This is a genomic window from Pseudoalteromonas sp. J2K-J031 (genome assembly GCF_058197095.2).
Genome location: NZ_CM200279.1, coordinates 2,765,280 through 2,789,376 on the forward strand (window position 1 = coordinate 2,765,280; position 24,097 = coordinate 2,789,376).

The window sequence follows — 24,097 nt, forward strand, 5'->3', positions numbered from 1 at the left end:
TCTAATGATACCTGAATATTCTTAGCGTAGAAATAAGTAAATAAAAAGGGGGGACTGCTCCCCACTAAAATAAATCATAGACCTTATTTCTTACTTGGTATTTTATTTGCTCTAAATCTTGGTTCGGTTCAGAATCCAAAAATCCAAAGACAGATTCATAGTCAGATCTCAGACTATCAAGGTCATCATAACTACCACACCACAATCGATGAATGGGGGTGTTGAAAAGATTCGTAAAAATAGAATGATCAGCAACCAATATTTTATCTAAATGGTTCGCTTTTAAAAACGCCCCCACCTGCGCGATCAACTCTTGCTCGGTGGTATCTTCATTGAGTTCAACACGCACTACGAACTGCTCAAGTTCACTCGTTATTTCTGGCGTAGACGTAAATACACGGTTCGCGTCATCGTGGCATACTCCGACATCACAACCACCATCTTTAAGTGTTTGAATCAACGCATTTGTAAAATCAGCGTCCAGCGCCTCGTTACTGACTATGCACCAGTTGCTCATTGTGTTACCTCGATTATGCGTTTGAGTGAAAGGTTTGACAGAACCTTAACTCCCGTAGAGTTACTTTGAAGCGGGTAGTAATTTTGTGTTGCTACACCTAATTCGCTGACAACATCCGAAGGTGCTGAAACATAAACAGTTTTATCTGAAACTAACCTAGACCTAACCTGACCGCTGCCCGACTCAAATTTAAAAGTAGACAAGTACCACGTACCCACGGACAGTGGCTTTAAAGTTACAAACCCACGCCAGTCAAAAGCGGAGCTGTAACTTAACGTTTGGGAACTTAGACTAATTAGCTCCCCACCGACCCACGCATTACGGTGGTCATCAAACGTCATTAACTCTCTATCTGCCGCAGTGACATTAACCGCTTTACCGTAGCCGGCTGCTTTTCTTAATGATGGATTTTTAAATTTGAACGTTTTAGGGAATTCTTGGCTGCAATGGCATCTAAAAATCACTCTATTGCTGGTTGCAGTAAATATACCTGACACCACACCTAGACCATGTATATTCATTAGTTGCGCTGAATTGTTTGCATCACGTATTTGAAAATAACCACCATCATCGAAAAGCTCACCAGTGACGAGGTACGTTTTACCAGCTTCAACATCAATGAATTGTTGTGCGTTAGAATAGCCACCTGATACTTGCGTTATCTCTAATGCATTACCCGCCACCTGTTTTGTTGTATTTGTACCAATAACAGGCCATCCTTCGGAATTATTGCTAAAGCTTGTATTTGTTAAAAGCTCAGTACCAAGCGGCTTACTATAATCAACCAGCACACCATCGCTATCATTAAAGCGGTAGTCCCGTACTAACTGACCCGTATGTCTATCACCACCATTCCATATTTTAATACCAAAGTATGAACCGTCAAATGTACTAGTAAGTGCCGTGCGATTACCTGCCTTAAAATTAATCACACCTAAGTAAGGATTAATAGTATGTGTGCCGTACTGAACACTATCTAAAAAAACCTTTAATTGTGTACCCGCGAGTTTATAAACCGCGGTATGCAACTTACCATCATTTATAGTTTTACCTGTCACAGGGGTTGCATACTCTGTACCTTTTGACCAAAAAGATAGTATGTTACTATACGAATTCATGTAGTACGTTGTTAAATGGTCGTCACATAACAGCAACCTGTTACCCGTCTGAGTTGTTTCAAACTCAATTTCAATCTCAAAATCCGTAAGCGATATTTGGGGTATATCATAATACATCCCACCCGCAGGGTTGAGGGTAGTCACCCAACGACTGTTTGTGGCCAGAGCATTGTTAATGGCCACCCCCAAAGAGGCTAATTTGAATTGGCTAGGTAATGATGCCGAACCTAAGTTCATCGGGAACATATCATTTCCTCCGTACAAGAAGCTCAAATCGGGTTAAGTCACCTGTTAAGTTCTTAAAACGCACTAACACTTTAAGTGTCGGCCCATAAGCGTGAGGCATTTTTAAGTCCTCGTTATAAATCTCTGAGGCTTTTACTTTACCGTGCGTTGCCAGTCTGAGTCCGTTACCTTGACTCGCAACCAAGAACTCAATCTCACCAGCCGTAGGGGCAACTTTTTGATTACTACTATTATAGAAAACAAGGTCGGTAAAAAAGGTTTCAAGATTATTAAGCGATAGTTCTTCGCTATAATGCTCACCGTTTTTAAAGTTAGCTTTTATCGTTACCGTGTTTGGGGGTGTAAAAAATTCAATAAAATTAGGGTGCATATTATTTCCTACAGTTTTCGAGTTCTTCAATGTATATAAGTAAATCCGCAAGACTCTGCTCGCGGATTTCAACTATGCCTGGTTCGGTTTTACTTGGTGTTACGTTTATTTTGGGTATCGTTATCTGGCAAGGTTTTGGCCCCGACATCAACTGACAACCTGTCAGCATTAAACTTAGCGTTAAACTGATTAACAGGGTCTTGTCTAATTTCAGCTTTTCTCTTGTCAAAGTCCTTCTCCCGCTTTAGACGTAACAAAACACTAATCATTTCCAAGGCCAATAAAACGGCCTTAATGTAACTCATGACTTTTTGTTTTCGTTTTTAGCAGAACCCCAATTGAAGCTTAAGGCGTCTAATATATTGCGAATTATTTGAAGGGCTTTGTTGTCGTAGGTGTTAGGTGTCACAGCCGCGATAGCTGCAAGTACAGGCCACAAAGCAATAATCCAATGGCCATACTGAGTGAAGAAGTTTTCCATAATGTCAATCCTATAATTTTAAGTTGAAAGAGCCGTGTAGGCTCTGTTGTATGATAGAACTATTTTACTCTAAGGTACAATCTAAGACCGCTCTTACTGAATAACTCTTGGGCGATACCAATGGCACCATTAACATTATTAGCGTTAGGGAATCTTGCCGTGGCATAAGAGATATAACCCGTCCTGAAAAACTCCGAACCCTCAGTATCAATAAAATGGTCAACGACCGAATTTATAGCCCTCAATGAATTGATTGGCGTGGCCGGTGCAAACAATACTGGTGCCGAAGGACGTGGCTTGGTTGGAACTTCACCTTCACCTTCACCTTCACCAGAACAAAGTTCTTCCCAGAGGCTATCATAGACAGAACCAAAGATTGGGCCCGTGGAATTAAAATTACTAAACCCAACTGCAGGTCTATGTATAGAATCGCCCTCTTTGGTTCCAGCGCCATCATCAAGGGGGAAGAAATAAAGCTCGTCATATAATAAACGTAGAGCTATATCCCAAATTCTAAAACCTAAACCGTTATCAAAAGTATTATTTCCTATCTCGTAAAGCTCTATAAAAGGCAACGGGACGGGACTTTGGTAGAACAATACAGGTACACAATCAACATTTATGACCCAATTTTGATCCTTAGATGCCCTACGTACAGAAATACTATGGTCTTGGTCATTGGTTATATAGCCACTTAAATCAAACTCCAAAGGTTCATCGGTATCTATACGTAATATTTTTGTCGTTGGGTGAAAGGCTATATTATTTGAACCACTAAATATAATGTTGTAATTTTCAGGATTTGACGAATCTTTCAGATTAAGATTAAACCTGAAATCAATAGGCTTGTTTGGCGGTAAGAAAATGGGGTCTTTGTTATCATAGGCAATTCTCAAGGTTAGACTCTGATTAACATCACTTTTGTTATAATTCTTTACCGCTTCATTATAACTGTATCTAGAAAAATTTAAGTACTGGCGACATTTTTTAGGTTTGGTACTTTGGGAAATATCTAAAAAGGAAAGAAAGGTCGAATCCGTATTATATGCTTTCATATCTCCTAAAGAGACCTTAAACTCAATATTCTTATCACTCTCTCTAGGGTTAATGGAATAAAAGCTCAGGTCGTCGAACTCCCATTTTGAATGAAATGACCCCGATTTTAATTCAATATAGTTAAGAACCGCATTAATACAGAGACCCGATGTTGAAAAGGTAGTACCCAGAAATATTGGTTGCTCAAACTTTTTTCCCTTCCATTCTGAAGGAGTAAAATCCCAAGATTTTACGACCTCACCGTTTATCTTTAAAGATGTCACATTATTTATAGCATCGGCAATAAATGTAATAACTAAAGGTGATCCACTAACAAAAGGGATTACTACTCTGAAGCCATAATTATCAACCGAAAACAAAAAAACGTAATTAATGTCTGTGGGATCATTGTTTAGTTTCTTAAATGAAACATCCATTGCTCCATTGAGTATCTGACCGACCAACATGGAAGAACCCGCATATACCTTTACAAAATCAATAGTCAATTCCATCTGATCTAAAGGTATATTATGCTCGGCTTTTTCGGGTGGCATTACAGCCATTGGTTTTTCCATAGTTTCAAAAAGTTCTAAATATTTTTTATCTCCTATAGGCTCAGGATCTTTAACTCGGCAAATATAACCCGTATCATCTACACCTTCTACATCTCCACTCATACCTGCAAGTGAAATAGCATTACCAAAAGCACCCACGCCTGTGAATACAAAAGATGTCATCATGAGATACTCCGTACCCGCAGGTAAAGTATAGGTATGTGTGCCTCCACCCTTAAAACTCGTACTATGAGTTACACCGTTTAGCCATACGTAATCTTTACTATATGCTGTGAACGCTAAAGGTATCTCTAATCCATCAGCAATTTTAATAGTTACACTGGATAGCCCTTTTACTGGGATAAAACCAGTATTCGCTTTTCTTTCGGTAGTTTTAGCTTCAAAGAACCCCTCTTCCTCTGATACTTTAAAGATAAGAGGGACGTCACTACCAATTTCTTTCAACGTTGTATGGTATCGGGTCGTAGGTTTAACTGATAAATCATACAAAGGGTTATTTGTAGAACCATAACTACAGACTACGTGTGTAGCGCCTTCTGGTACTCGGTAATACCAAAACCCGCCAGTTCCTCCCGTTTTCATAGAATCAGAAGGAGGCCTGACTCTATGTATTGGCCCTTCAAAAGTTGTACCACCATCTAAACTATACGTCATTTGTATATAACTATTATCAATGACACCTGAAGCAGTAAACTTAAGATATTTATGTTTACCCACTGGGATAGGTGATGTAGTAATTGAAGCAGCTCTATCATGCAACGAAACTTTTTTAGTCGTCGTACTGTAGAATAACATCTTATTAACCGTTGGATATGTATTTAACTCTTCCGCATTAGCAGGGTCACAGTCATACAATACCTCTTCTACGTCTTGGATTTTACAACCGTCAGAATTGATATGGAAAATCGTACCATCCCACTTAGTGATGAATATGCCTTTGTCATCTGAAGCTATGCCATAACCACCATGACCCACTAAATCAGCAGTTCTGAAACCAGCATCATAATAAGAAAATCTTACTCCTGTTGGTTTAAGTGTCTTCAGATCCAACTGGATAATGAAGTAGACTTTAAGTGTCGTATCAGAAAAGTCAGTAAGAAAGCTTGCTGTAGAAATCCAAGCAAATCCACCGTATACAGTTACACCGCGACCTGTCATTATTTCGCCATAGTCTACTGTTATATCTTCGCCAATCTTTTCACCAGTATCAGCATTGAATTTACGGTAGATTATTCCTTTTCTTCCTAAAGCATGTTTACTCTCAGTATTACGCGCTGCAAGGACTACAGGAACTTCCTCCTCCATGTATGCGGTTAGACCAAATATACTAGTTTCAGCAATTCTAAAATCAGTTTTAGAGTTAGCGCTGAAAGCATCATCCAGTACTCCATCTTTACTTTTAAAAATAGCAAGGTAGTACTGATCCATAGTGTAAACGTTACCATTGATTGCTGTTATAACCCAGTTAGCAAAACCACCTTTTGCTACATCATACGATGCTAATAATTTACCTGTATTGTCAAAGGTAGGGATTAAGTTATTACTAAACTCTGTGGCAACATGATATTTCTTAGTGCTGGCATCATAGGCTGCATCCCAAACACGAGTTAAACCAGCAAGAGTTAAACCAGTACGTGTTACTTGGAAGCTTTCTGATGTAGCTCCTTTACATGAGAACGTGCCAGTTGGTGTCTCTGGTTCTGTCTCTGGCCCTGTCTCTGGCCCTATCTCTGGCCCTATCTCTGGGACTTCATTGATAACACCACAATATTGTGGGGGTAGGTTATAGGTTATAGAATTCGAGAATTCCCCTTCAGAATCATAACCATGAAGAAGGACAAACAACTTATTGTTGTTGTACTCAATACCATGAGAAATCTCTGTTGTTACGGACATTACTAGGGTGTCAACATATTGCCACTCTTTATTGAAGACTTTTAAGATGGACTCCCTAAACGTCTTCACTAAAAAATGTGTGCCTGTGAACACAAGCGAATGTAGCGCTGTAGGGCTGAGTTCAACACCCGTAATATTCACTACAGATACTAACGTCCCCCAAAGACTATATTTATTTGCTTTGTTACCAACCAGTGTCCAAAGATGTTCACCATCCCACGTGACATCACCCGAAAATCGACCCATTTCTATTGTAGAAACCACACCTAAACTAGGACTAATACGTAACATTTGAGTTAGATCATTAAAACCCCTTACTAGCAGCCAATGATGGCCATACGCTGTAAAAGCTCTACTCGAAGGATAGGCAGCGGTGTTGAGATTATAAATAAAGGTAGCCTGTTGCTGGTTATCTCCAAAGCGATAAATTGTTATACGATAATTAATTTTTCGGCCACTTTCAGAGGGGTCTTGATGATAACCAACAAGAAAGCGGGAAAAACCATCATTATAGGTTTTTGAAACTGACCAATATCTGTAGTCTAACAAAAGAGATTTAGTCTCTAATTTATCTAAAACAAGACTCATTATTTAACCCTCGTATAAGCTGGAACACCCATTTCATTGACGTAAGCCGTTGCCACACCAATGGCACCGTTGGTGACCGTTGCCAATGGATATGCCGCTATATCACTTGGATTATTTGAAGTGTGGCCATAACGCAGCCATACCGTGCCGTTTGGTGCGATGTAAACATTGGCGGCACTGTTAATAAAACACTCGGAGTTAATAGGTAAGCCTACGTTACTTGATGTGGAATTCATTGATTTAACGCTTGTAAACAAGGAGTCAATAGCGCCCTGAACTTGGTTTATCTGACCGTTATCTTTGCTAAATGCCAGTTTTACACTAGCTGCGGTAATTTCCTCGGTTGCTTGGCCACCGCCATCATTAACAATGGCTTCGGGGAAGTCCACAAAATCAATACCGTTTTCAGTCATTTTTACAACCAAGGCTTTACCACCTTGGTTTTGATAGTTGGCGGGTGTATCACCTAAAGATGAAAACGTGGTACTTCTAGCGCTGTTTATTGCTGTATTAAGTTTACGAACTAAACCGCTGTAGGTTTCAACATTAGCTTTGTGGCCTTGTGAGTTTATAACCACTTCTACGGTATCGTTTGGTGAAGTTAAAATTTGTGTAAAAGCACTTACAACATCATGGTTCGAGTTGATAAAACTAGCAGCCTCCCTCGCCTTGGCTATTGCTGCAGGTATTCCCTCAAGGCTGTAGGTTATCATGATGGCCACGCCCGAAACCGAGGCGTGTGGCCATGGTTCGGTTAGGCTGATTTTATTATCTTGACCCGAGTCACATTCAAAAGGCAAATAATACCCATCAACATTAAGAAGCGACCCAAAAGAAACGTTGGCGGCATCCACACCCTCACTTAAAACAACCAATGTTGAATTTTGTGTAAAAGCAGCCAGCGATTTAATTATTACGGACATAGTGTTCCTTGTTCTTTATTTTAAACGGATTAAATTGTTAACGTTCTTACAGCCCAAAGGCTAAATAGCTGAAATACTGAGTATTGTTATAACCATCATCACGGTTAAATCTGAAAGTTTGAGGTCCAGTTATTAATGGCATATTGGAACCTACGTTCACCGTACTTGGCCCCAAGGCGGTTATAGACACCCCCATTAAGCGTGTGAAAGGTGGTGATTTTGGCCCTGTTATATAGTGATTCAAGGAATCGTTATCCGAAACGGTATATATTCGGGCTTCGTTAGTGTCCACATTAATAGTCGAGTTACCATCTACCGTAGACCTAAATGTGCCCATTTTTATCCTCAAACCATTAAAGCTAGAACCCGTCATATCCCCTTCAATAATGGCCTTGTTAGCTTTTAAACTACCATCTTCTAATACTTGAAAAGGTGCCAAACTAGGGTCTTCCGAACCAGCGAAGATACGGACGGTTTCGGAGCCCGCACCGAGGCCATTAAGCCCTGCTTTGACACTACTCTCACCTACGGTAAATAAACCCTTAATTTTACCCGAAGAAGCCCTTACTTCCCCTTCGAAACTACCCGTTGCTGCTGAGAGTTCACCCGAAAAAATCCACTTCTTGGTTGTTGTGTTGTAAGAGAGCTGGACATCCCCATCACTACTTTGATACTCAAAAACGTCACCAATAATAGCGACCTTTGAAATCTCGCCCTCGACACCTGCCCTAATACCCGCGATTCGAGTTACACCATTTACAGTGGTTGAAGCCTCTAGGAATAACTTGGAACTTAAGGCACCTAATAGATCTTGATGTGAAGAAAGAGTAAGTCCGGCATTTGCGACATTATTTTCAATAGTAGAAATCTTTGATGCTAAGTTGGTGAGAGCTTCAGTACGGCCATCGACGGTTAATTTTACTTCTTGTAATAGTTCTGAGGCGGCACTTACCCTTTCCTCAAGGGCGTTGAATTCAACCCTTAATTGGTTATAGCCAACAAGATTACCCTCGTCATCCCGAGTTAAGGCTTGGATTAATTCGTTTGCCGCAGCTAATCCAGCATCCAAATCAACAATTGATTGAGATAAGCTAGTTATGGCTTCTTGGCTACCCGTTACACTTGATGAAACAGACTGAAGTAATTCAGCGGAAGTAGTTACCCTTCCATCAAGGGTTTCAAGTGCTACTTTTAATTGGTTATAGCCAACAAGATTACCCTCGTCATCCCGAGTTAAGGCTTGGATTAATTCGTTTGCCGCAGCTAATCCAGCATCCAAATCAACAATTGATTGAGATAAGCTAGTTATGGCTTCTTGGCTACCCGTTACACTTGATGAAACAGATTGAAGTAATTCAGCGGAAGTAGTTACCCTTCCATCAAGGGTTTCAACTTTAAGACTTAATTCATTGAGCCCCAGAACATTACCATCAGCATCCTTTGTTAAACTTTGTAGTAACCTATTTGATGCCGCTAATCCACGGTCTAAATCTTCGATGGCCTGTTCTAGGAGTGAAAAGGCTCTTTGGCTACCATCAGCGTTATTTTCAACGAGATCTAGTCGTTTTAATGTGGCTGAATATCGAGCCTTTAAATCTGAGACACTTAATCTTAGAACCTGTGCCGCCCGTTGATTACCTATGCTGTCTTGCTTTACATAAAGTAAATTCGAGGCCACAGCTTCGATACCTTCAATGGCATCGTTAATACGTGCTTCAAGACCTGAAACTATAGAAGTCATACCTTCTTGATTTGTTTCGTTTAATTCAACACGACGAATAACCTGTTCAGTAATATTACGCTCAATAGAAGTGCCAAAAATATCCCCAACATCTTCAATTAAACTTTCCCACAAGTTACTTAAATTTGAGCTCATTTGACTACGAAGACGGTCTAGTTCTGCTGAAACATTAATAAACCTTTTTGGTTCAGACCATGGATCTTTTGCACCACCAAGATAAAATACTCTAGTACTTTGCCAAACAATTCCGGTTGTTACTGGCGGGGTATCAAACCAATTTTCAGGTATCGGGTCTTGCCATGTACCTTCTATATCTAAAGGTGCTTGAGGTTTTATCGCCGAGGAATAGTAAATGTTAATAAGTTTAGATAATCCTGGGATGTCTTGGGTATTCAGTTTTAAAGTTCTAAATCTAAGACCAATGTCATTGTCAGGGTATTTCTGCATACCACCATAAGGTGACTCAACCTCTACCCATAAGCAATAAAGAGTATCGGGTGTAATCTCGGAATAACGGTTAAGACTACTGCTAGAAGAAATCAACCTTCTATTAATAGCAGATAAATTTTCGTCAACCTCAGCCAAATACCATGATGTCTTAGCGTCAAAGCTAGGTAAGGAGTCGAATATAGGTGTGGCCGTTAATTCCCTAGATGTCGCATATTTCTCAATTTCAGTTACGAGGGGCATATCCTTTGCCAAGATATGAAAGTCTTTTGACTTAATGAAATGGCCTCTTTGATCTAGGATTATGGCCTTAATCTTCAAGTTCTTAGCTAAATAAGTCTGGGTAATATTTAAGTGGTCTTTTCCCGTAAAAATAATCTTACCCGTATCAGTCTCAATCTGAGTTAATTCAATACCGCTATCCATATCACTAATAATGATAATGGCTTTGTCGATTTCTCGTAATTGAAAAAGGTCTACATAGGTTTCGGGTTTATCTAACTCAAAATGGTAGTGAACTTTAAGCTCAAAATGCAGATCCGTTTTCTTGAAGCTAGACTCGGCAAATACAAAAAGCTTTTGAGGATCATAATCATCCTCAGCAAGACTAAAACTATCAACTGTCCATACTAATGACTTGGACTCAAAGCGTTCACCATTGTAAATCAAGGCAATATTAAACTCGTAATCACCAAAGGCAACGTCAGGCACTTCTATCACATTGCGTGATGTTTTCCCGACAACACCAAAAGATACCCCATCCTTAATCATTGAGAGTTCAAAATACGAACTCAAGAAATCTGTGGGCATTTCATCCCATGAAAGCCATAGATTTGTTTGTTTTCGCCCCGAAACTTGAAGGTGTTCTTCCTTCAGCATTTTGAAGTTTTGAGGTGCCGAGCCTTTACGTGGCATTTCAAAATTGTACTTCGGACTATCGGCCAACATTAAGTTGTCAGAGGCATAGTACTTATTACGATTAACTTCCACGGCACTAATTGAAACACTACCACCCATTGAATCATTAGGTGCTATGGAAATAATTCTAAAAGGTTTAGCTAAACCTGGGGCTGAACCTGAACGCTGGATAGAGAAAGGCGCATGTTCCGGTATCTCAATGTCTATGGGCGAATCTAAGAACAGTTTGTGATGATAACCAATTTCAGAGATTTGAATGGTGAACGTTTTGACACCTTCAAACTTAGTTTGTAGGTGAAGCTGAAACTCGCCTAACTCTTCAAAATAGAGCGGTTCACGGAGACTTATAACCCGTTCTTCGAGTTTTAAAATACGACTTGAAATACCCCAATCTTGGTCAGGATCAACAATATTAATGATGTCGAATAACTCAAAGAACACACTGTTCTTTGGCATTGAAAAACTGACGGAACAGGTTTCGGTTTGAGCGGTTATCAAACGGAAATACATCTTGCGCCAAGCTTCTTGAGCATAGATACACCCAACATTTTCGAATTCGAGTAAATTAACACCGAAGCGCTGTTGAGACTCAGTATCAACTATTGGGCCAATATATTGCTTTTCCCAATTGAGATTGGTATCAATGAAACTGCTGGTTATTTCGTTTGGTCTGTCTTTTAAATCCGTATAAGAGTAACTAAAAACGATGCCCTCACTAATCACAAGACATTGCTCGGGCGTTATGGTCGCTACTGCCGGAGTATTCATATCGGCAACAATAACTATCTGACCAACACTATTATCATAGGCTTGGGCATTGGCCGAACCTAGAATATAGTTTATGAATTCCATACCATCGTAGGGCTGAGTTAAGACACCATTAAACGTAAACCTAGGTGAAAATGTACCGTCGGGATTTTCGAGTAATTCATCAGCATATACCGCCTTATCATAAAGAGAAAACCGGTTAACCGTTACGTGTGGATTTACAGAGAAATAACCGATACGCTTATTGGTTATTAACTCATGGGCAATCCAAAATGGATTGTCTGTCCAATGCTTAACACGTTTGAATTCCCCATCCCAAGGGCTTGAGTCATCATAAATTCTTGTTGTTGGGTCATAATTACTTGGTATTGAACAAAGAAGCCCTTTCCATACACCTGAAAAGGTCGGTAGCCTTTGCAACTCTTTACCAACTACAGCCGCAACCTGAAGCATTGCTGTACCTAAATGATACTCTGGATTATCCGAAGTACTTGTTTTGGTCGTTTCATATCCAATCCAAACAAGTTCTTTAATTTCTTTATGAGAATCATAATTGGGTTCAGAGAGTTTAACCGCGATTTCAATATCTTTGTCAAACTCAGTTGGAACAAAGTAGTACCCCCGAACCAAGCCGCCAACCGTAGTTTTACCGGTTATTAATGTTGAGCCTAGAACAGGACGCCATGACTCATTTGTACCAACATAGCGCCAAAGAATTCTCAGATCTGCCGAGGTCTCTTTGTATCCATTTTTAGTAATCTTTGCGAGTTGATTTACACCAATACGAACTTCAACTAAATCAAATTGACCACGAATTGATGTTGGTATTGTTCTTTTGAATTGAACATTAGGCGTGAGTGCTACCCCAACTGGATGGGGGGTAGTGTTACCCTCCAAAACATATTTAATGGGGTCTTGGCCTTTAATTGGGTCATCTATGACACTGAGTTCATTACCCGCTTCATAACGAATAAGAAAACTAGTGTCTTCAAAGTTTTTTGAACCTTGGGCATCTAAAAAAGCAACGTCATCTATGTAAAGGTTTTTAAGCTGCTCCTCTACAGTGTCACCATCTAGGCCATATATTGGCCCTTCACAAATACCTAATACCGCTTCAAAGGCATCTGTTGACCATAAATTGTCCCGAGCGCTTGACCCACCCCCACCCCCAGAACCAGAGGCAAAAGTACCTTGCTTTTTCTTTTTATCTATCATCGTCAATCCGTAAATTTTTACTTAGTTAGGTGCTATTTGGTCATCATAATAAGGCTGTCCCCTACCACCCGTTGGTCTTTTATTTCTATTACCTTCGGTTAATAATGCTTCATAGATATTAACCCATGACCCATTGTTGCTCGCCATGTTCTTAGCCGAGATATAAGCGTTTAGGTCTAAATTCTTTGAACTCTTGGATTGAGCATTAAGACTAAATAAATGGCCACCAAACTTGTGCTTTCCTAAAATAAAAGGGATAGGTGTCCCAGACCTTACGGTATTGGGGTAGTCAGAAATAGACCTGTTTTTATCGTCGTCACTTTTGTCATCTTTTTTTATAGGGTTCAGTATTTGGATAATACCGCCAGCTATCAGACTAATACCCGCAGAAGCTATCATCATTCCCGTTTGGGTTAAGCCGCCCCCTGAAACAGAGAACACCATAAAGGCAATAACAAGTAATACAATACCGATTACTATACGGACGTAAGGGTTGTTACCACTACCCGTTATATCCCTAGAACCTAAAACCGATTCAGATCGGATATGAATCATACGGGTTTCTAGGGGGGCGTCTAAATCCGTTGTAGTTTCACACCCATCTATACGACAAACATAACGGTCAGACACTCTTTTCGGGCTTAATTCGGGTATCATTTGAAGACTCGTTATAGCTTCCCTGAACGTTGTAGCCTGAACTTCTATAAATTGGCTGTATAGTTCTTTTAAAGGGCCATGTAATACGATAGTTACTTTCACTTGAAGATCCTCATTGCAACATTGATAACTTTGTCATCAACAACACCATATTGAGCAATTCCTTTATGGCTAATAATGAAATGATCATGCTTAGGTAAAGATATAAATGTCTGATAATCATCGATAGAAAGATTAAAATCCCCATCAATATGAGTATGCCAAACACCGGATATATCACCCAAGTAGCACTCAATATCAGCGTGGACGATTTTAAAATGATGCTTAGGGTCATCGTGACGGTTGGGAACCTCAATCACGTCACCGTTATTAAGAACCAAACCACAACGCTCAAGATCCCAAGTTTCAATACGTTTGAGCCAATCATAATTCAACATTAGAACCCGCCTTTAATTGTTTGCGTAATCGATATGGCAGTTTGCTTAATACCGTAGGGTTGTTCTTATTGTGTTTAATTTCAAAATCTGGATGACGAAGTATTTTTGAGACCCGATAACGCCAACGAGGGGTGTATTCTTCAACTAAACTTCTATTTCCTTGCATGTGATGTAAGATCTTGTTTCGTCCTACATAAACCGCAATGTGATTCGAGGTTTCAGTATCACCTATATGAAATAAGATAGCGTCACCGACATTAACGTTAAGTGGATTATCACCTATATCTTTAAAGCCCAATTCATTAAAATGTTCATCAAAGAATTTGAATTCTGAGGTCATGTACCAAAGGTTGGGTCTTGAATAGCTTGGTAAGACTAACCCTAACTTAAGGTCATAAAATTCTTGCACCACACTGTAACAATCCTGCCAGCCTGTTATGTATTCGTAGCCTTGAAGCTTTAAGGCCAACTCTAGCGTTGTCATGCTATAGCCTCACTTGATTGAATTCAGGTTGTACGAATCGTCTTGAGGGTAGCTTGAAACGGTTACCATCTGAAAGGCTGCTTATTTGGCACTTAATCATACGGCTATTAACTTCAGTAATACGGCTAACAAAGAATTGATGAACCTCAAAACCGGTATTTGGCAAAAGGCTTGGATGTGCCAAATAGTAACTGATACGGGCAAAATCAAGGAACCCGTTTTGGATATAGTAACTGTATATCCCTTCTGGGTTCGGTAGTACTAAGGTTGGCCTAGTTTTCTCACCGCCACTCTTAGAACCTAATCCCGAAATAAAGAAAGGTACGTGTGACCATTCATCATTAAGAAAGGATGTCTGTTTTTGGGCGCAAAATCGTTGAACAATAGGGTCAGAATCAGTTTGGATATTGAGTTTTAAAAATTCTATCGGGGTACTTGAGGATAGTTCATGAGCTTCTTCAGGTGACACGAAACTAGCATTGTTCATGTTGTCGTCAATCCAATAAATTTTAGGTGTTAAATTATCATACACCAAAAAAACAAACCTCGGAACTCAATGAGAACCGAGGCCAACTATTAGGATTGACGATATGTGCCAAAGAAGACGCATATCACGAAAATAAGGATAGTTCCAAAGTGTGATAGCGTCAAGACATTTATAGTCAAACCAAGACATTTAGTACTGATTTACTTCGGTATTTCTCGTAATTCTATTGTAAAACCTTCACTTACACCGTTCCCATTGGGAATTAATTTTGGTGTTGTAAATGGTTTCTCGAACTTTACTTCTAGTACCCCGTACAACGGATGCTGGTAAAGAAAGCTCTTATGCAACTCATGCCTTTGATAAAATAAATCTAAGGCGTATAGATTTGTTATCAATTCCATTGAATCCGAAACAATACCTTGATCGTTTAAATAATATCTCATGGCTTTGAACATAAGAGTAATCGTTCTGGCCGGAGGTGTATTTGGTTTAGACGTGTGAACCCAACCCCCACCTAACTCAACATTACTTTGACGTTGTGGATAAGCACTTTGAAACTCATGAATTGTGAATGGAAAAACTTCCATTATATGTCCCCCTTAGAAATTCGTTTGATAAGCTTCTTAGTTTCACCACCTTTTAGAGCATCCTCACGTATAACCGTAAGAATATCTTGTGGCCCTAACTGCTTCTGTTTTTCAGACTCAACGACTACCCAGATATTAACATCACCTTGATCACCCGAATCTTTTGGATTTGAAGATAACGCACTGGTTGTTGGTATCTCCCTCATACTATTTACCGTGGATTTATCCAAGCGGTTAAGTTGACGTACTCGGTCAACACCTAAAGCTTTAACGGCTGCACTTCGCAAGACAAACTCACCCTTGGCGGCTTTAATTAGGGTTGAATCTCGGCTCTCAATCCCTGTCTGAATCATACCCCCTGTGGCAAAGCTTCCACCTTGAACCAAGCCACCATTCCAAACCCTCATGCCTACATTACTAGCGCCAGCATCCCCCGCCATAGTCTGACCCGCATCACCCATAAAGAATGAAGTCCCCCATTTGATTAGCTGCGTCATTAATTGATTGGCCAGTATCTTTGTAGCCATGGATTCGAGGTCTTCAAAAATACTACTTAAAAAACCTTTAAAGGCATCACCCGCACTCAGAGTACCCCTACTGATGGCTGAAAAGGCTTGCTGTGCTGAAGAACCCATATTCTTCATAGCATCTTGTAGGCCAAAAGAAGCCTCAGTAAGTGCCTCAAAACCACTATAAGCCTTATTCGATTCTTCAAAAATAACCTTGAAAAACTCCGTGGTTTTGTCTCCTGAAAAATTAAGGCCGAAATCCTCTGTTTGTTTATTGTCAGACGTAAATTTTTCACCGTTTAACTGAGCGGTTCGTCTTAACTTCTCGGGTGTACGATAAGCATAACCCTCACGACTCAATACCGAAGTATTAAGATCAAGGCTCTCCGTCTGTTTAAGTATTTTTTCGTTATTGTCCTGCTGTTTGCCGGTTAACTTTTCTAACTCGGTATTGTTTTTATCCAAAGAAGTTTTTAGCTTGCTCTGAACACCTTCGAGGCTAGTTTTCAAGTCGAGCGTTACCGAGGGGTCTTTTAAAATGGAGGTGAGATCATCTAAAGCCTTAGCGAGTTTTAAATTCTCTGACACTAAAGCACGTTGCATAACTTCAATAGCCTTAGTATCAATAATCGCTTGTTGATTCAGCAATGCCCTTGAGGCTTGAATTTGAACAAGTCGAGTGTCGGTTCCAACTTGACTGTCTTGGGATAGAGCAACACGACGAGAGAACTCGGATTCATTCAATCGAGAGCTATTACCCAAGGTTTCAACCTCTGTCTGGGCCTTAGCCATTTCTTCAGATAGCTGGTTAAAAAAGCTTTTAAAGAAATCTTTAGCCGCCTCGGATTGTTCCTTATTATAAATAAAGGATTGCTGACTTGGTTTGAAGTTACCCTCTTCAAATTGCTTTCGAGCAACCAATCGGGCTTTTAACTGATCTGCCAGTTCATCTAAACCCTGTTCATTTATTACTTTTGACTCCAACTGCTGCGATTTAATATTACTCAGTCCTGCAGTATCTGTTGGATCTAATTTCAACTGAGAACGTCGATATTCGATTGTGGCCAGATTATCCATAACAGTCTTCATCTTGGCTAAAAGACTTTCCATATTATCCAAGGAATTCGTATCTTTTAACTGCTGCTCATAGAGCTTATATTCCCGATTCAAAGAATACTTTTCTTTTTCTGATTGAATAAAATAAGACTTCTGAGCGGGTAATCTCTGCTCTTCAGCAAACGAATTATTGTCGGATAATACCGTTGCGGCCGTTTGGGTTATCTGTGAAGATGTCAAAACATCATTGAGTTTTTCCATTGAAAAATTATCACCTAATGCCTCCGCTAAAAGTTTTTTAGCCTCGGATTTTGCGCTTTCTAAAATGGTGTCAACTCTGGTTTGAGTTTCTTCTTTATTGGTTAAAGATTGATTGTATAACTCTACAGGATTATCTTTATTGTCCGTTCTTAATTGTTGCTGTTTAACATTGGAATCAACAATCATGTTCAACAGTAGCTTTTTATATTTGTTCTGGATCTCGTCAGAGATATTCGAAATCGCTTGTGGCTCACCTGAGTTTACTTTAGAAATAAGGGCGGCATTTTTCCTTAAGCTCTGGGCAATACTTAAAAAGTCTTTAAGTTCTGAAACTTCACTTTCTATTTGAGACCTTAATTCGTCAAGTTTAAAATCTGAGGTCGTGCCTCGGGTATTATCTAAAGAGAATATACCCGCACCCTGTAGCTCTTCTTCAATTAATTTTTTAGGTAAATTACCCTTTTGACTTAAAATTGCTATCCTTTGGGATAGTTTTGAAACTACAGAATCAATATCCGTTACCGTACTTCCTGAGTTCAGGTTAGATACGTCCGTTACAATCTCAGACCTAGAGTTTAAATCAGGGCTTATCTGGCTTAAAATAAGTTCCAGACCTTCTCTGCTATTAAATAGCTTTCCTTCAGCCGAAGTCTTGGCCAAAACTCTTCCTCGGGAAGAAAAACTTGAATCCCCAAAATAGTTACGTTTTAATTCCTCAAAATCCTCACTATAACCCTCTTCTTTTTTTAGCTTTGGTTTTAATGAATTGATCTGAGCGTCAAACTCTCGACTAACTAAATTAGAGGACTCGTTGAGACCAATATTTTTAAGGCTTGTGATGTTTAACCTAAACTGTTCAAGTTTAGCATTTACATCCTCAAAAGAGGCGGTATTAGCATCAAGATAAAAACCCATGCCCTTTAGTTCATTATTTAACTTATGAATATACTTGGTTAACGAATCCGCTCCACCATCACCATTTTTAAATTCAAGCTGTTTAAGATGTAAGTTATCTACGGATTTTGAGAGTGTTTTTAACCACTCGTTGTATTTAACCAAATCCGCTTGATTGTTATTTACAGCCGCACTCGCCTTATCTAATGGATCATTGTACTTGTCATCATTGGATATTGATTGAATACCATAGACACCAGCGGTTGTTGCAGCGGCTAAACCCCAAGCAATAGGGCCACCAAATAAAGCGGGGATCAATCTTGCCGCTCCGGCTGCTCCGGCTGCTCCGGCTGCTCCTGCACCGGCTGCTCCTGCACCTGCCAATAACTTCGTAACAGGACTATTAAACAACATAGTTGCTAAACTGAGTAAACTACCACCAATTTTAATGGCCCCAAAAGCCGTAAAAGCACCTAAAACTATCTTTGCAGCCGAACCCGATTCGCGTAAGTTTTGTAACATATCCCCCGTACTTTTTATTGCCTTAGTTAAAAATTCTAAGTACGGTTCTAGGGCGTCATAAAAAACAGACTTGGCAATAGAACCAAATCGTGCCCATTGATTTGCTAAAGCCCCCATTTGAATATCGTTGGCTTTTGCTGCGGCCCCCCCCCGCTCCATATCATCACTAAGCTGTTCAGCAACATCTAAGTTGTTGGCCACGGCCCCAAAGGCGGCTGCGGCACGAACTTCCATTACTGTCATGGCATCGGCAACCGTAAACCCTGCATTAGAAAGCGTTTTCATAACATCAATTAAGCCGTGGGTTTTTAAATCCAATTGCTCCATATCTAAACTAAGAGACTTGATTTTAGCTCTAAACTTATCCGAAGGACTTTGAAGCGTTATTAAGATCTGACGTAAACCTGTACCAAGCGTAGACCCAGACTTAATACCCGAGTTTGCCATTGCACCCAATGTGGCCACTGTTTCTTCAAATGAAACGTTACTTTGTGCCGCGATATTACCCGCATACTGAATACCAAGAGTTAATTTCTCTAAATTCAATTTAGAGTTGTTAACTGACGTCGTTAGTTTATCAACAACTTCGGGCATCCTTGCTGATTCAATGTTGAATACCCCAAGGGTAGATGTTGCCAAATCTACGGCTGACTTTAAATCCGTACCAATGGCCGTCGCAAAGAGCGTGATACCCTCTACAGTATCGGAAATCTGGTCTTTACTTAAACCAGATTGTCCTAGAATGATTGCCGCATCCGTTACTTCTACGGCTGTAAATTTAGTTTTTTCTGAGACTTTTATCAGATTGGATTCTAAATCCTGCATTTCATTATTTGTTAAATTTAATATCGATTGTAGTTGCTTTAAAGAACGGTCTAAATCAACCGCAAATGAACCAACTGAATGGACACCACCAACACCAGCACCCATTACGGCATAGTTACGCAACAAGATACCTTGGTTACGAAACATTTCAGCCCCATTATCCGTTTCACGACGAATACGAGTTTTTACAATGTCCTTCTTGGCGGCAAACCGAAGGTCTTCTATGTTGATTGATTTTGCTTTTGCTGCGGCCTCAACTTCTGCTTGTCGCTGTTTAACAATTTTCTCTTGGCTTTTTAGTCGGGCATTAACTAGATCCAAGGCTCTTTTTTCTTCACTTACAATTTCTTTAGTGTCATTTCGCTCTAGGCTACGGATATAACGTAGTTGTTGAGCTATCTGAAAACGCTTGGTATCAACCAGTATCGACTTTTGAGTTTCTACACCTGCATTATCAAAACCCGATAAAGCGCCCTTAGAATAAATTTTATCGCTATAACGCTTTTGAGCCGCACTTCTAATTAAGCTATCCTCATGGCGGGTAATTTCTGAACGAGGCGATATTGGTCTTGGTTCTGAGGGTGGCTTAGTACTGTCAATTTGCTTCTGAATGGTCACCGCTAATTTCCGCATGGCTTCAGCAAGAGGGTCGTTGGCATCTTTACCCGATAACTGACGCTGATACTTAAGAGCCTCGCCACGGAGACTTACTAAACCCGCATTTGTAAACCCACCGTCAGATAAAGATGTCTTGTTGAGTGCCAAGTCCTTTAACATCTTAAATCGGGCCTTAATCTGCGGGGAGTCTTTATCCTCAATTATGGCCCTTAATTCCTTGGCTCCACCCGTTAATAAGTCACCACCACGATTGTTCCCAGACTTAAATTGCTTCTTAGCCTCAGTTATCATCGATTGCTGAAGCTCAGAAAGCGACTCAATACTCTGGTTAGTTAATTTTTTTATTGCTTTTGGGTTAGAAACAACGTTTCTAGCGGTTTCGTATAGACGGCTGATTTTTGGATCTAGGGCATCCAAGGCAGACTTTAGCTTCGAGGACAACGCAGCCATTTTTTCAGCATTAACAGTGTCTTGCTTTTTACTAAACTCCGCAGCCGATTTTTTTGCATCCTTGTAAGCCTGATTAATTTCAATCGGTTTAGAGAACTTTAAAAAATCCGTCAGACCTTGGCCCGAAGATAAATTACTTATAAGCCGATTTCGAGCATCGAGTTCGGGAGCATTACGCCTTTTTATTTCTGACGTGAGTTTTCCCTGAAGCTTTAAATATTCTTGGGACTGTGAATAATTACCTAAGTCTTGTTTCTCTTTTGAAAGCTGCTTACTTCTGGCGTTTAATGCCCGTAGTTCACCATTATCAAGTGAACGTATTTGCTTTGTTTGCTGACTTGAATTAAGCAATGATGAAGCTTTAAGTGACTCCTTATCCCTGAGTTCTTTTAAGGCCGCTTCCCTTGACTCTCGGTCTAAACGCTTTCTCTCAGCCTTTTCCTTCTGGGCATTTTTCTTTACCGTTTCTGGTGTCAGTGAGTCAATTTGTTTCTGAATGGTAGAGGCTAGCTTTCGCATTGCTTCTGCAAGAGGATCCTGAGAATTTTTTTTAGCTAATTCTTTCTGTGTTCTTATTGCATCGGCTTTTAAGCTGTTTAAACCTGATAAATTATAGCCTTGTAAATTGGTTTTACTCTCAGCAAGATCTGAAAGCTCTTTAGCTCTTAACTTTAGATGGGGGGATTGCCTATCACTAATTAACCCCTTCAATTGGGTTGCGCCATCAGATAAAAGTTGTCCTGTATTTTGCCGGCCATATCTAAATTGCTTTTTAGCTTCTTTTAACATCGACTGCTGAAGCTCTGAAAGCGATTCTAAGCTCTTATTATTTAGTTTAGAGATTGCTTCAGGATTAACTTTTAAATCCCTAGCCGTGGCATGTAGCCTCGTAATTTTCGGATCTAAACGCTCTAAGGCTTGTTTTAATTTAGACGCAAGGTGCGCCATTTTTTCAGCATTAGCGGTATCTTGCTTTTTACTGAATTCTGAGGCTGCTTTTTTCGAGTCTAAATAGGCCTGATTGATTGTCGAAGATTTAGAGCTTTTGATAAATTGAGATAGGTTGCCACCGTTAGCCGACAAGTCTTTAATTAACTTGTTACGTGTTTCTAACTCGGGATTTTTTCGACGCTTAATTTCATCCGTTAATTTCTGCGATAATGATTGATACGAGTTCGCACTTTGGTAATTACCAATGCTTTGAGTTTCCGCTCTTAATCGCTTACTTCGATTATTAAGCGCCCTTAACTCTTCATCCTTAATTTGTCGAATGGTGTTGAGTTGATCTCTGTCTGAATTTAAAGAGGCTAATCTTAAATTTTGGGCGCTCTTAGCCCGTTCAAGGCGATCTTTTTCAATTAGTCTTATTTCAGCGTTTTGCTCGGCTTTAATCTTATTATTGAAAGCCTTGGCTGCTTGAGCTTGATGTCGAGTAATGTTGACCGTTGAGTCAAAGACACCCTTCATTGTTGAGTCAACAAGGGTCTTGAGTTTATGCTCAAATTCCCTTGTGTTATTTGTTACTTTTAGGTTCTGAGCTTCTTTATTTAAAGCCTGACGTAATTGAACTTTTTCAGCATTTAATTTGCCGGATTCAATTTTTAAGAGCTTATAATAATTATCCATTTCGGTAATTTTTTGCTGGTATACATCCGTCTGCTTACCACCTTTTTGTTTACCAAGTTGTTCAATACCCTTTTGGGTTTCTTCTAAACCTTTTTGAATCCCCTCGATAGTACCATGCAAAATGCGGAGCCTTTGCGTTGTGAGGTCGATACTCTGCTGAGTATCTTGTGAAAATTTAATATCAATTTCTACGCCATTATTCTGATTCATCGCCAATCCTTAATTTTTAGCCAAAGATATTTGAACAGGCCGCTAAGGCTTCATTCCAATTTTCTGTTGGTTTAATAGTATTTTTATTATCTTCTTTGGAACCACCACCTAAAGCACGACTAACAACTATGCTTAGGTTTTCAAAATGCTGAGAGAATTCGGCCATTTTCTCACTAACACTAATCTTTAGTTTGAAACGAAAATCCGAAAAGCTATACCGCCAATAGAGTTCATTCATTTCACTTGGTAAAACTTTAAAAGCCCAACAAATTTGTTCTTGAAAAGTTAATTCTTCATACCAAGATTTATAAATGGTTAGGGTTGAGCTATTGCCTGATTCACTTTCTTCTGAATCTGAAGTTTGTTGACCAGACGTGTGATAAAAAAATCGGTTATGTGTTCCCGAACCCAAGATAAGATTTCTTCTCCTTGGGCGTAGGATAAATTGAATAGCGGGTACTCATGGAGTATCTTACCTTTTTCATCCCTTGGTGATAGGCAGAGTGTTAAAACAAAATTACGTAAATCCGGATCGCTATCCAAAAGGTGTAGGTGATCAACACTTTCCATTGGCACGACTAAAGAGTTAACTAAGCCGAAGCTCATAAAAACTACTTTTTCTTCACCACCAATTTCAATTAAAAGTCTTTCATTTGGCGTGTTATTTTCTTGTGACATATTATCAATCCTAATATTTTTGCTTCCAAGCAGACAAAAAAGCCCCATATAAAATACGGGGCTTTGGTCACTCGGAGATTTAATTAAACTCGGCTAGAAGCCACAGCATCTTTTGCTAACTTACCTTTTGTACCTTTAAAGTCGGCATAGAATGGTTCACCGCGCTTGACTTTATAACCTTTTAATTCAAAAGGCATGTTGCCGTAGTTCTCTGCTGAGAACGCTGCCGAGAAACTTGAACTCATTTTTACTTTTGGAAGTAATAACTGAATCCATGTGCCATCAGCTAACTGGCCTTGGATTTTGGCCGCAAGTTCAACTTTTTCTTTACCCGCACCTAAATCAACAACTGTTACACGCTGAACAACGGAGCCCGAAGGAATAATAGACGCATTGATGTCTGCTTGAACAATGACTACGCCCGTGCTGTCTAATGCTGAAGCATCAACAACTTTTGCTAGTAAAAGACGGTCGTCATCAGGGAATCGAATAGAAACCATATCATTAACAGCTAAAGGTTGAGGTGTCGCGCCTTTGGTTAATGTCAGGTTGTGCGTCTTGTCACTGTTATTAACACCAACCTGAGATACTGCAAACGGATCTCCTGATACTTCTTCAATATCATAACCCGCTAGACCCATAGCATAGCTAATGTTCTGGGCTGTGTATTCGTAGACTTCCATTGAAGCTCGGGTATCAGATTGCGTTACAACAGAAAACTCTAGGTCATTCATAATACCCGAAGTTAATTCCGTTGAGCTTTCTTCATTGTTTAGGCTGAAGTTTTTTACTAATCCAATTGAATGTTCAATCGGATTCAGTTCGTAGAGTTTAGCGCGTGGGCCAAGCATGACCGTTGCTACGGCCAACATGAAATTTGAGGTCTTCGATTCTGACATTTTCGCCAATCCTTATATTTTTATTTGCCTAAGCAAAGTTATTTTAAAACATCTTTTAC

At 39.8% G+C, this 24,097-nt stretch carries 17 protein-coding genes; all 17 read right to left on the reverse strand.

What is annotated here, in order from left to right; translation table 11 throughout:
* Nucleotides 1–64: 64 nt before the first annotated feature.
* Nucleotides 65–517: a hypothetical protein gene (locus tag AC3KZC_RS12465; RefSeq protein WP_490578459.1), complete on the reverse strand. Its 453-nt coding sequence runs from the start codon at nt 515–517 to the stop codon at nt 65–67.
* On the reverse strand, nt 514–1,881 hold the full coding sequence (locus AC3KZC_RS12470; RefSeq protein WP_490578458.1) for a hypothetical protein: 1,368 nt from the start codon (nt 1,879–1,881) through the stop codon (nt 514–516). Before AC3KZC_RS12470 ends, AC3KZC_RS12465 begins: the two co-directional genes overlap by 4 nt.
* A 1-nt stretch (nt 1,882) precedes the next feature.
* On the reverse strand, nt 1,883–2,251 hold the full coding sequence (locus AC3KZC_RS12475) for a hypothetical protein (protein WP_490578457.1): 369 nt from the start codon (nt 2,249–2,251) through the stop codon (nt 1,883–1,885).
* Nucleotides 2,252–2,340: 89 nt separating this feature from the next.
* The gene (locus tag AC3KZC_RS12480; RefSeq protein ID WP_490578456.1) at nt 2,341–2,556 is read right to left on the reverse strand and encodes a hypothetical protein; all 216 of its coding nucleotides are present in this window, start codon (nt 2,554–2,556) and stop codon (nt 2,341–2,343) included.
* On the reverse strand, nt 2,553–2,732 hold the full coding sequence (locus AC3KZC_RS12485; protein ID WP_490578455.1) for a hypothetical protein: 180 nt from the start codon (nt 2,730–2,732) through the stop codon (nt 2,553–2,555). The genes AC3KZC_RS12480 and AC3KZC_RS12485 overlap by 4 nt, the downstream gene beginning before the upstream one ends.
* A 59-nt stretch (nt 2,733–2,791) precedes the next feature.
* Nucleotides 2,792–6,826 carry a hypothetical protein gene (locus AC3KZC_RS12490; protein ID WP_490578454.1) on the reverse strand — a complete coding sequence of 1,345 codons (4,035 nt, stop codon included), beginning with the start codon at nt 6,824–6,826 and terminating at the stop codon, nt 2,792–2,794.
* The gene (locus AC3KZC_RS12495; RefSeq protein ID WP_490578453.1) at nt 6,826–7,749 is read right to left on the reverse strand and encodes a hypothetical protein; all 924 of its coding nucleotides are present in this window, start codon (nt 7,747–7,749) and stop codon (nt 6,826–6,828) included. Before AC3KZC_RS12495 ends, AC3KZC_RS12490 begins: the two co-directional genes overlap by 1 nt.
* A gap of 46 nt (nt 7,750–7,795) precedes the next feature.
* Nucleotides 7,796–12,838: a phage tail protein gene (locus AC3KZC_RS12500; protein ID WP_518525893.1), complete on the reverse strand. Its 5,043-nt coding sequence runs from the start codon at nt 12,836–12,838 to the stop codon at nt 7,796–7,798.
* A 21-nt stretch (nt 12,839–12,859) separates the two neighbouring features.
* Nucleotides 12,860–13,597: a tail assembly protein gene (locus AC3KZC_RS12505; protein WP_518525894.1), complete on the reverse strand. Its 738-nt coding sequence runs from the start codon at nt 13,595–13,597 to the stop codon at nt 12,860–12,862.
* A complete protein-coding gene (locus tag AC3KZC_RS12510; RefSeq protein ID WP_490578450.1) occupies nt 13,594–13,932 on the reverse strand; it encodes an MPN domain-containing protein in 339 nt (112 codons plus the stop codon). Before AC3KZC_RS12510 ends, AC3KZC_RS12505 begins: the two co-directional genes overlap by 4 nt.
* The gene (locus AC3KZC_RS12515; protein ID WP_490578449.1) at nt 13,919–14,416 is read right to left on the reverse strand and encodes an NlpC/P60 family protein; all 498 of its coding nucleotides are present in this window, start codon (nt 14,414–14,416) and stop codon (nt 13,919–13,921) included. Before AC3KZC_RS12515 ends, AC3KZC_RS12510 begins: the two co-directional genes overlap by 14 nt.
* A gap of 1 nt (nt 14,417) precedes the next feature.
* The gene (locus tag AC3KZC_RS12520; RefSeq protein ID WP_490578448.1) at nt 14,418–14,948 is read right to left on the reverse strand and encodes a hypothetical protein; all 531 of its coding nucleotides are present in this window, start codon (nt 14,946–14,948) and stop codon (nt 14,418–14,420) included.
* A gap of 155 nt (nt 14,949–15,103) precedes the next feature.
* Nucleotides 15,104–15,490 carry a hypothetical protein gene (locus AC3KZC_RS12525; protein WP_490578447.1) on the reverse strand — a complete coding sequence of 129 codons (387 nt, stop codon included), beginning with the start codon at nt 15,488–15,490 and terminating at the stop codon, nt 15,104–15,106.
* Nucleotides 15,490–22,461: a phage tail tape measure protein gene (locus AC3KZC_RS12530; protein WP_490578446.1), complete on the reverse strand. Its 6,972-nt coding sequence runs from the start codon at nt 22,459–22,461 to the stop codon at nt 15,490–15,492. Before AC3KZC_RS12530 ends, AC3KZC_RS12525 begins: the two co-directional genes overlap by 1 nt.
* Nucleotides 22,462–22,477: 16 nt before the next feature.
* Complete coding sequence (locus AC3KZC_RS12535; protein ID WP_490578445.1) at nt 22,478–22,627, reverse strand: hypothetical protein; 150 nt, start codon at nt 22,625–22,627, stop codon at nt 22,478–22,480.
* 149 nt (nt 22,628–22,776) lie between these two features.
* Nucleotides 22,777–23,139, reverse strand: coding sequence for a hypothetical protein (locus AC3KZC_RS12540; protein ID WP_490578444.1), 363 nt, complete (start codon nt 23,137–23,139; stop codon nt 22,777–22,779).
* Between the two features lie 83 nt (nt 23,140–23,222).
* Entirely contained in the window at nt 23,223–24,038 is an 816-nt protein-coding gene (locus AC3KZC_RS12545) for a hypothetical protein (protein WP_490578443.1), read from the reverse strand.
* Nucleotides 24,039–24,097 lie beyond the last annotated feature (59 nt).

Excerpts from the sequence above, each read along its gene's own strand:
- AC3KZC_RS12465 (WP_490578459.1), bottom strand. The coding sequence starts at position 517 with ATGAGCAACTGGTGCATAGTCAGTAACGAGGCGCTGGACGCTGATTTT.
- AC3KZC_RS12470 (WP_490578458.1), bottom strand. The coding sequence starts at position 1,881 with ATGTTCCCGATGAACTTAGGTTCGGCATCATTACCTAGCCAATTCAAA.
- AC3KZC_RS12475 (WP_490578457.1), bottom strand. The coding sequence starts at position 2,251 with ATGCACCCTAATTTTATTGAATTTTTTACACCCCCAAACACGGTAACG.
- AC3KZC_RS12480 (WP_490578456.1), bottom strand. The coding sequence starts at position 2,556 with ATGAGTTACATTAAGGCCGTTTTATTGGCCTTGGAAATGATTAGTGTT.
- AC3KZC_RS12485 (WP_490578455.1), bottom strand. The coding sequence starts at position 2,732 with ATGGAAAACTTCTTCACTCAGTATGGCCATTGGATTATTGCTTTGTGG.
- AC3KZC_RS12490 (WP_490578454.1), bottom strand. The coding sequence starts at position 6,826 with ATGAGTCTTGTTTTAGATAAATTAGAGACTAAATCTCTTTTGTTAGAC.
- AC3KZC_RS12495 (WP_490578453.1), bottom strand. The coding sequence starts at position 7,749 with ATGTCCGTAATAATTAAATCGCTGGCTGCTTTTACACAAAATTCAACA.
- AC3KZC_RS12500 (WP_518525893.1), bottom strand. The coding sequence starts at position 12,838 with ATGATAGATAAAAAGAAAAAGCAAGGTACTTTTGCCTCTGGTTCTGGG.
- AC3KZC_RS12510 (WP_490578450.1), bottom strand. The coding sequence starts at position 13,932 with ATGTTGAATTATGATTGGCTCAAACGTATTGAAACTTGGGATCTTGAG.
- AC3KZC_RS12515 (WP_490578449.1), bottom strand. The coding sequence starts at position 14,416 with ATGACAACGCTAGAGTTGGCCTTAAAGCTTCAAGGCTACGAATACATA.
- AC3KZC_RS12525 (WP_490578447.1), bottom strand. The coding sequence starts at position 15,490 with ATGGAAGTTTTTCCATTCACAATTCATGAGTTTCAAAGTGCTTATCCA.
- AC3KZC_RS12530 (WP_490578446.1), bottom strand. The coding sequence starts at position 22,461 with ATGAATCAGAATAATGGCGTAGAAATTGATATTAAATTTTCACAAGAT.
- AC3KZC_RS12535 (WP_490578445.1), bottom strand. The coding sequence starts at position 22,627 with ATGGCCGAATTCTCTCAGCATTTTGAAAACCTAAGCATAGTTGTTAGT.
- AC3KZC_RS12540 (WP_490578444.1), bottom strand. The coding sequence starts at position 23,139 with ATGTCACAAGAAAATAACACGCCAAATGAAAGACTTTTAATTGAAATT.
- AC3KZC_RS12545 (WP_490578443.1), bottom strand. The coding sequence starts at position 24,038 with ATGTCAGAATCGAAGACCTCAAATTTCATGTTGGCCGTAGCAACGGTC.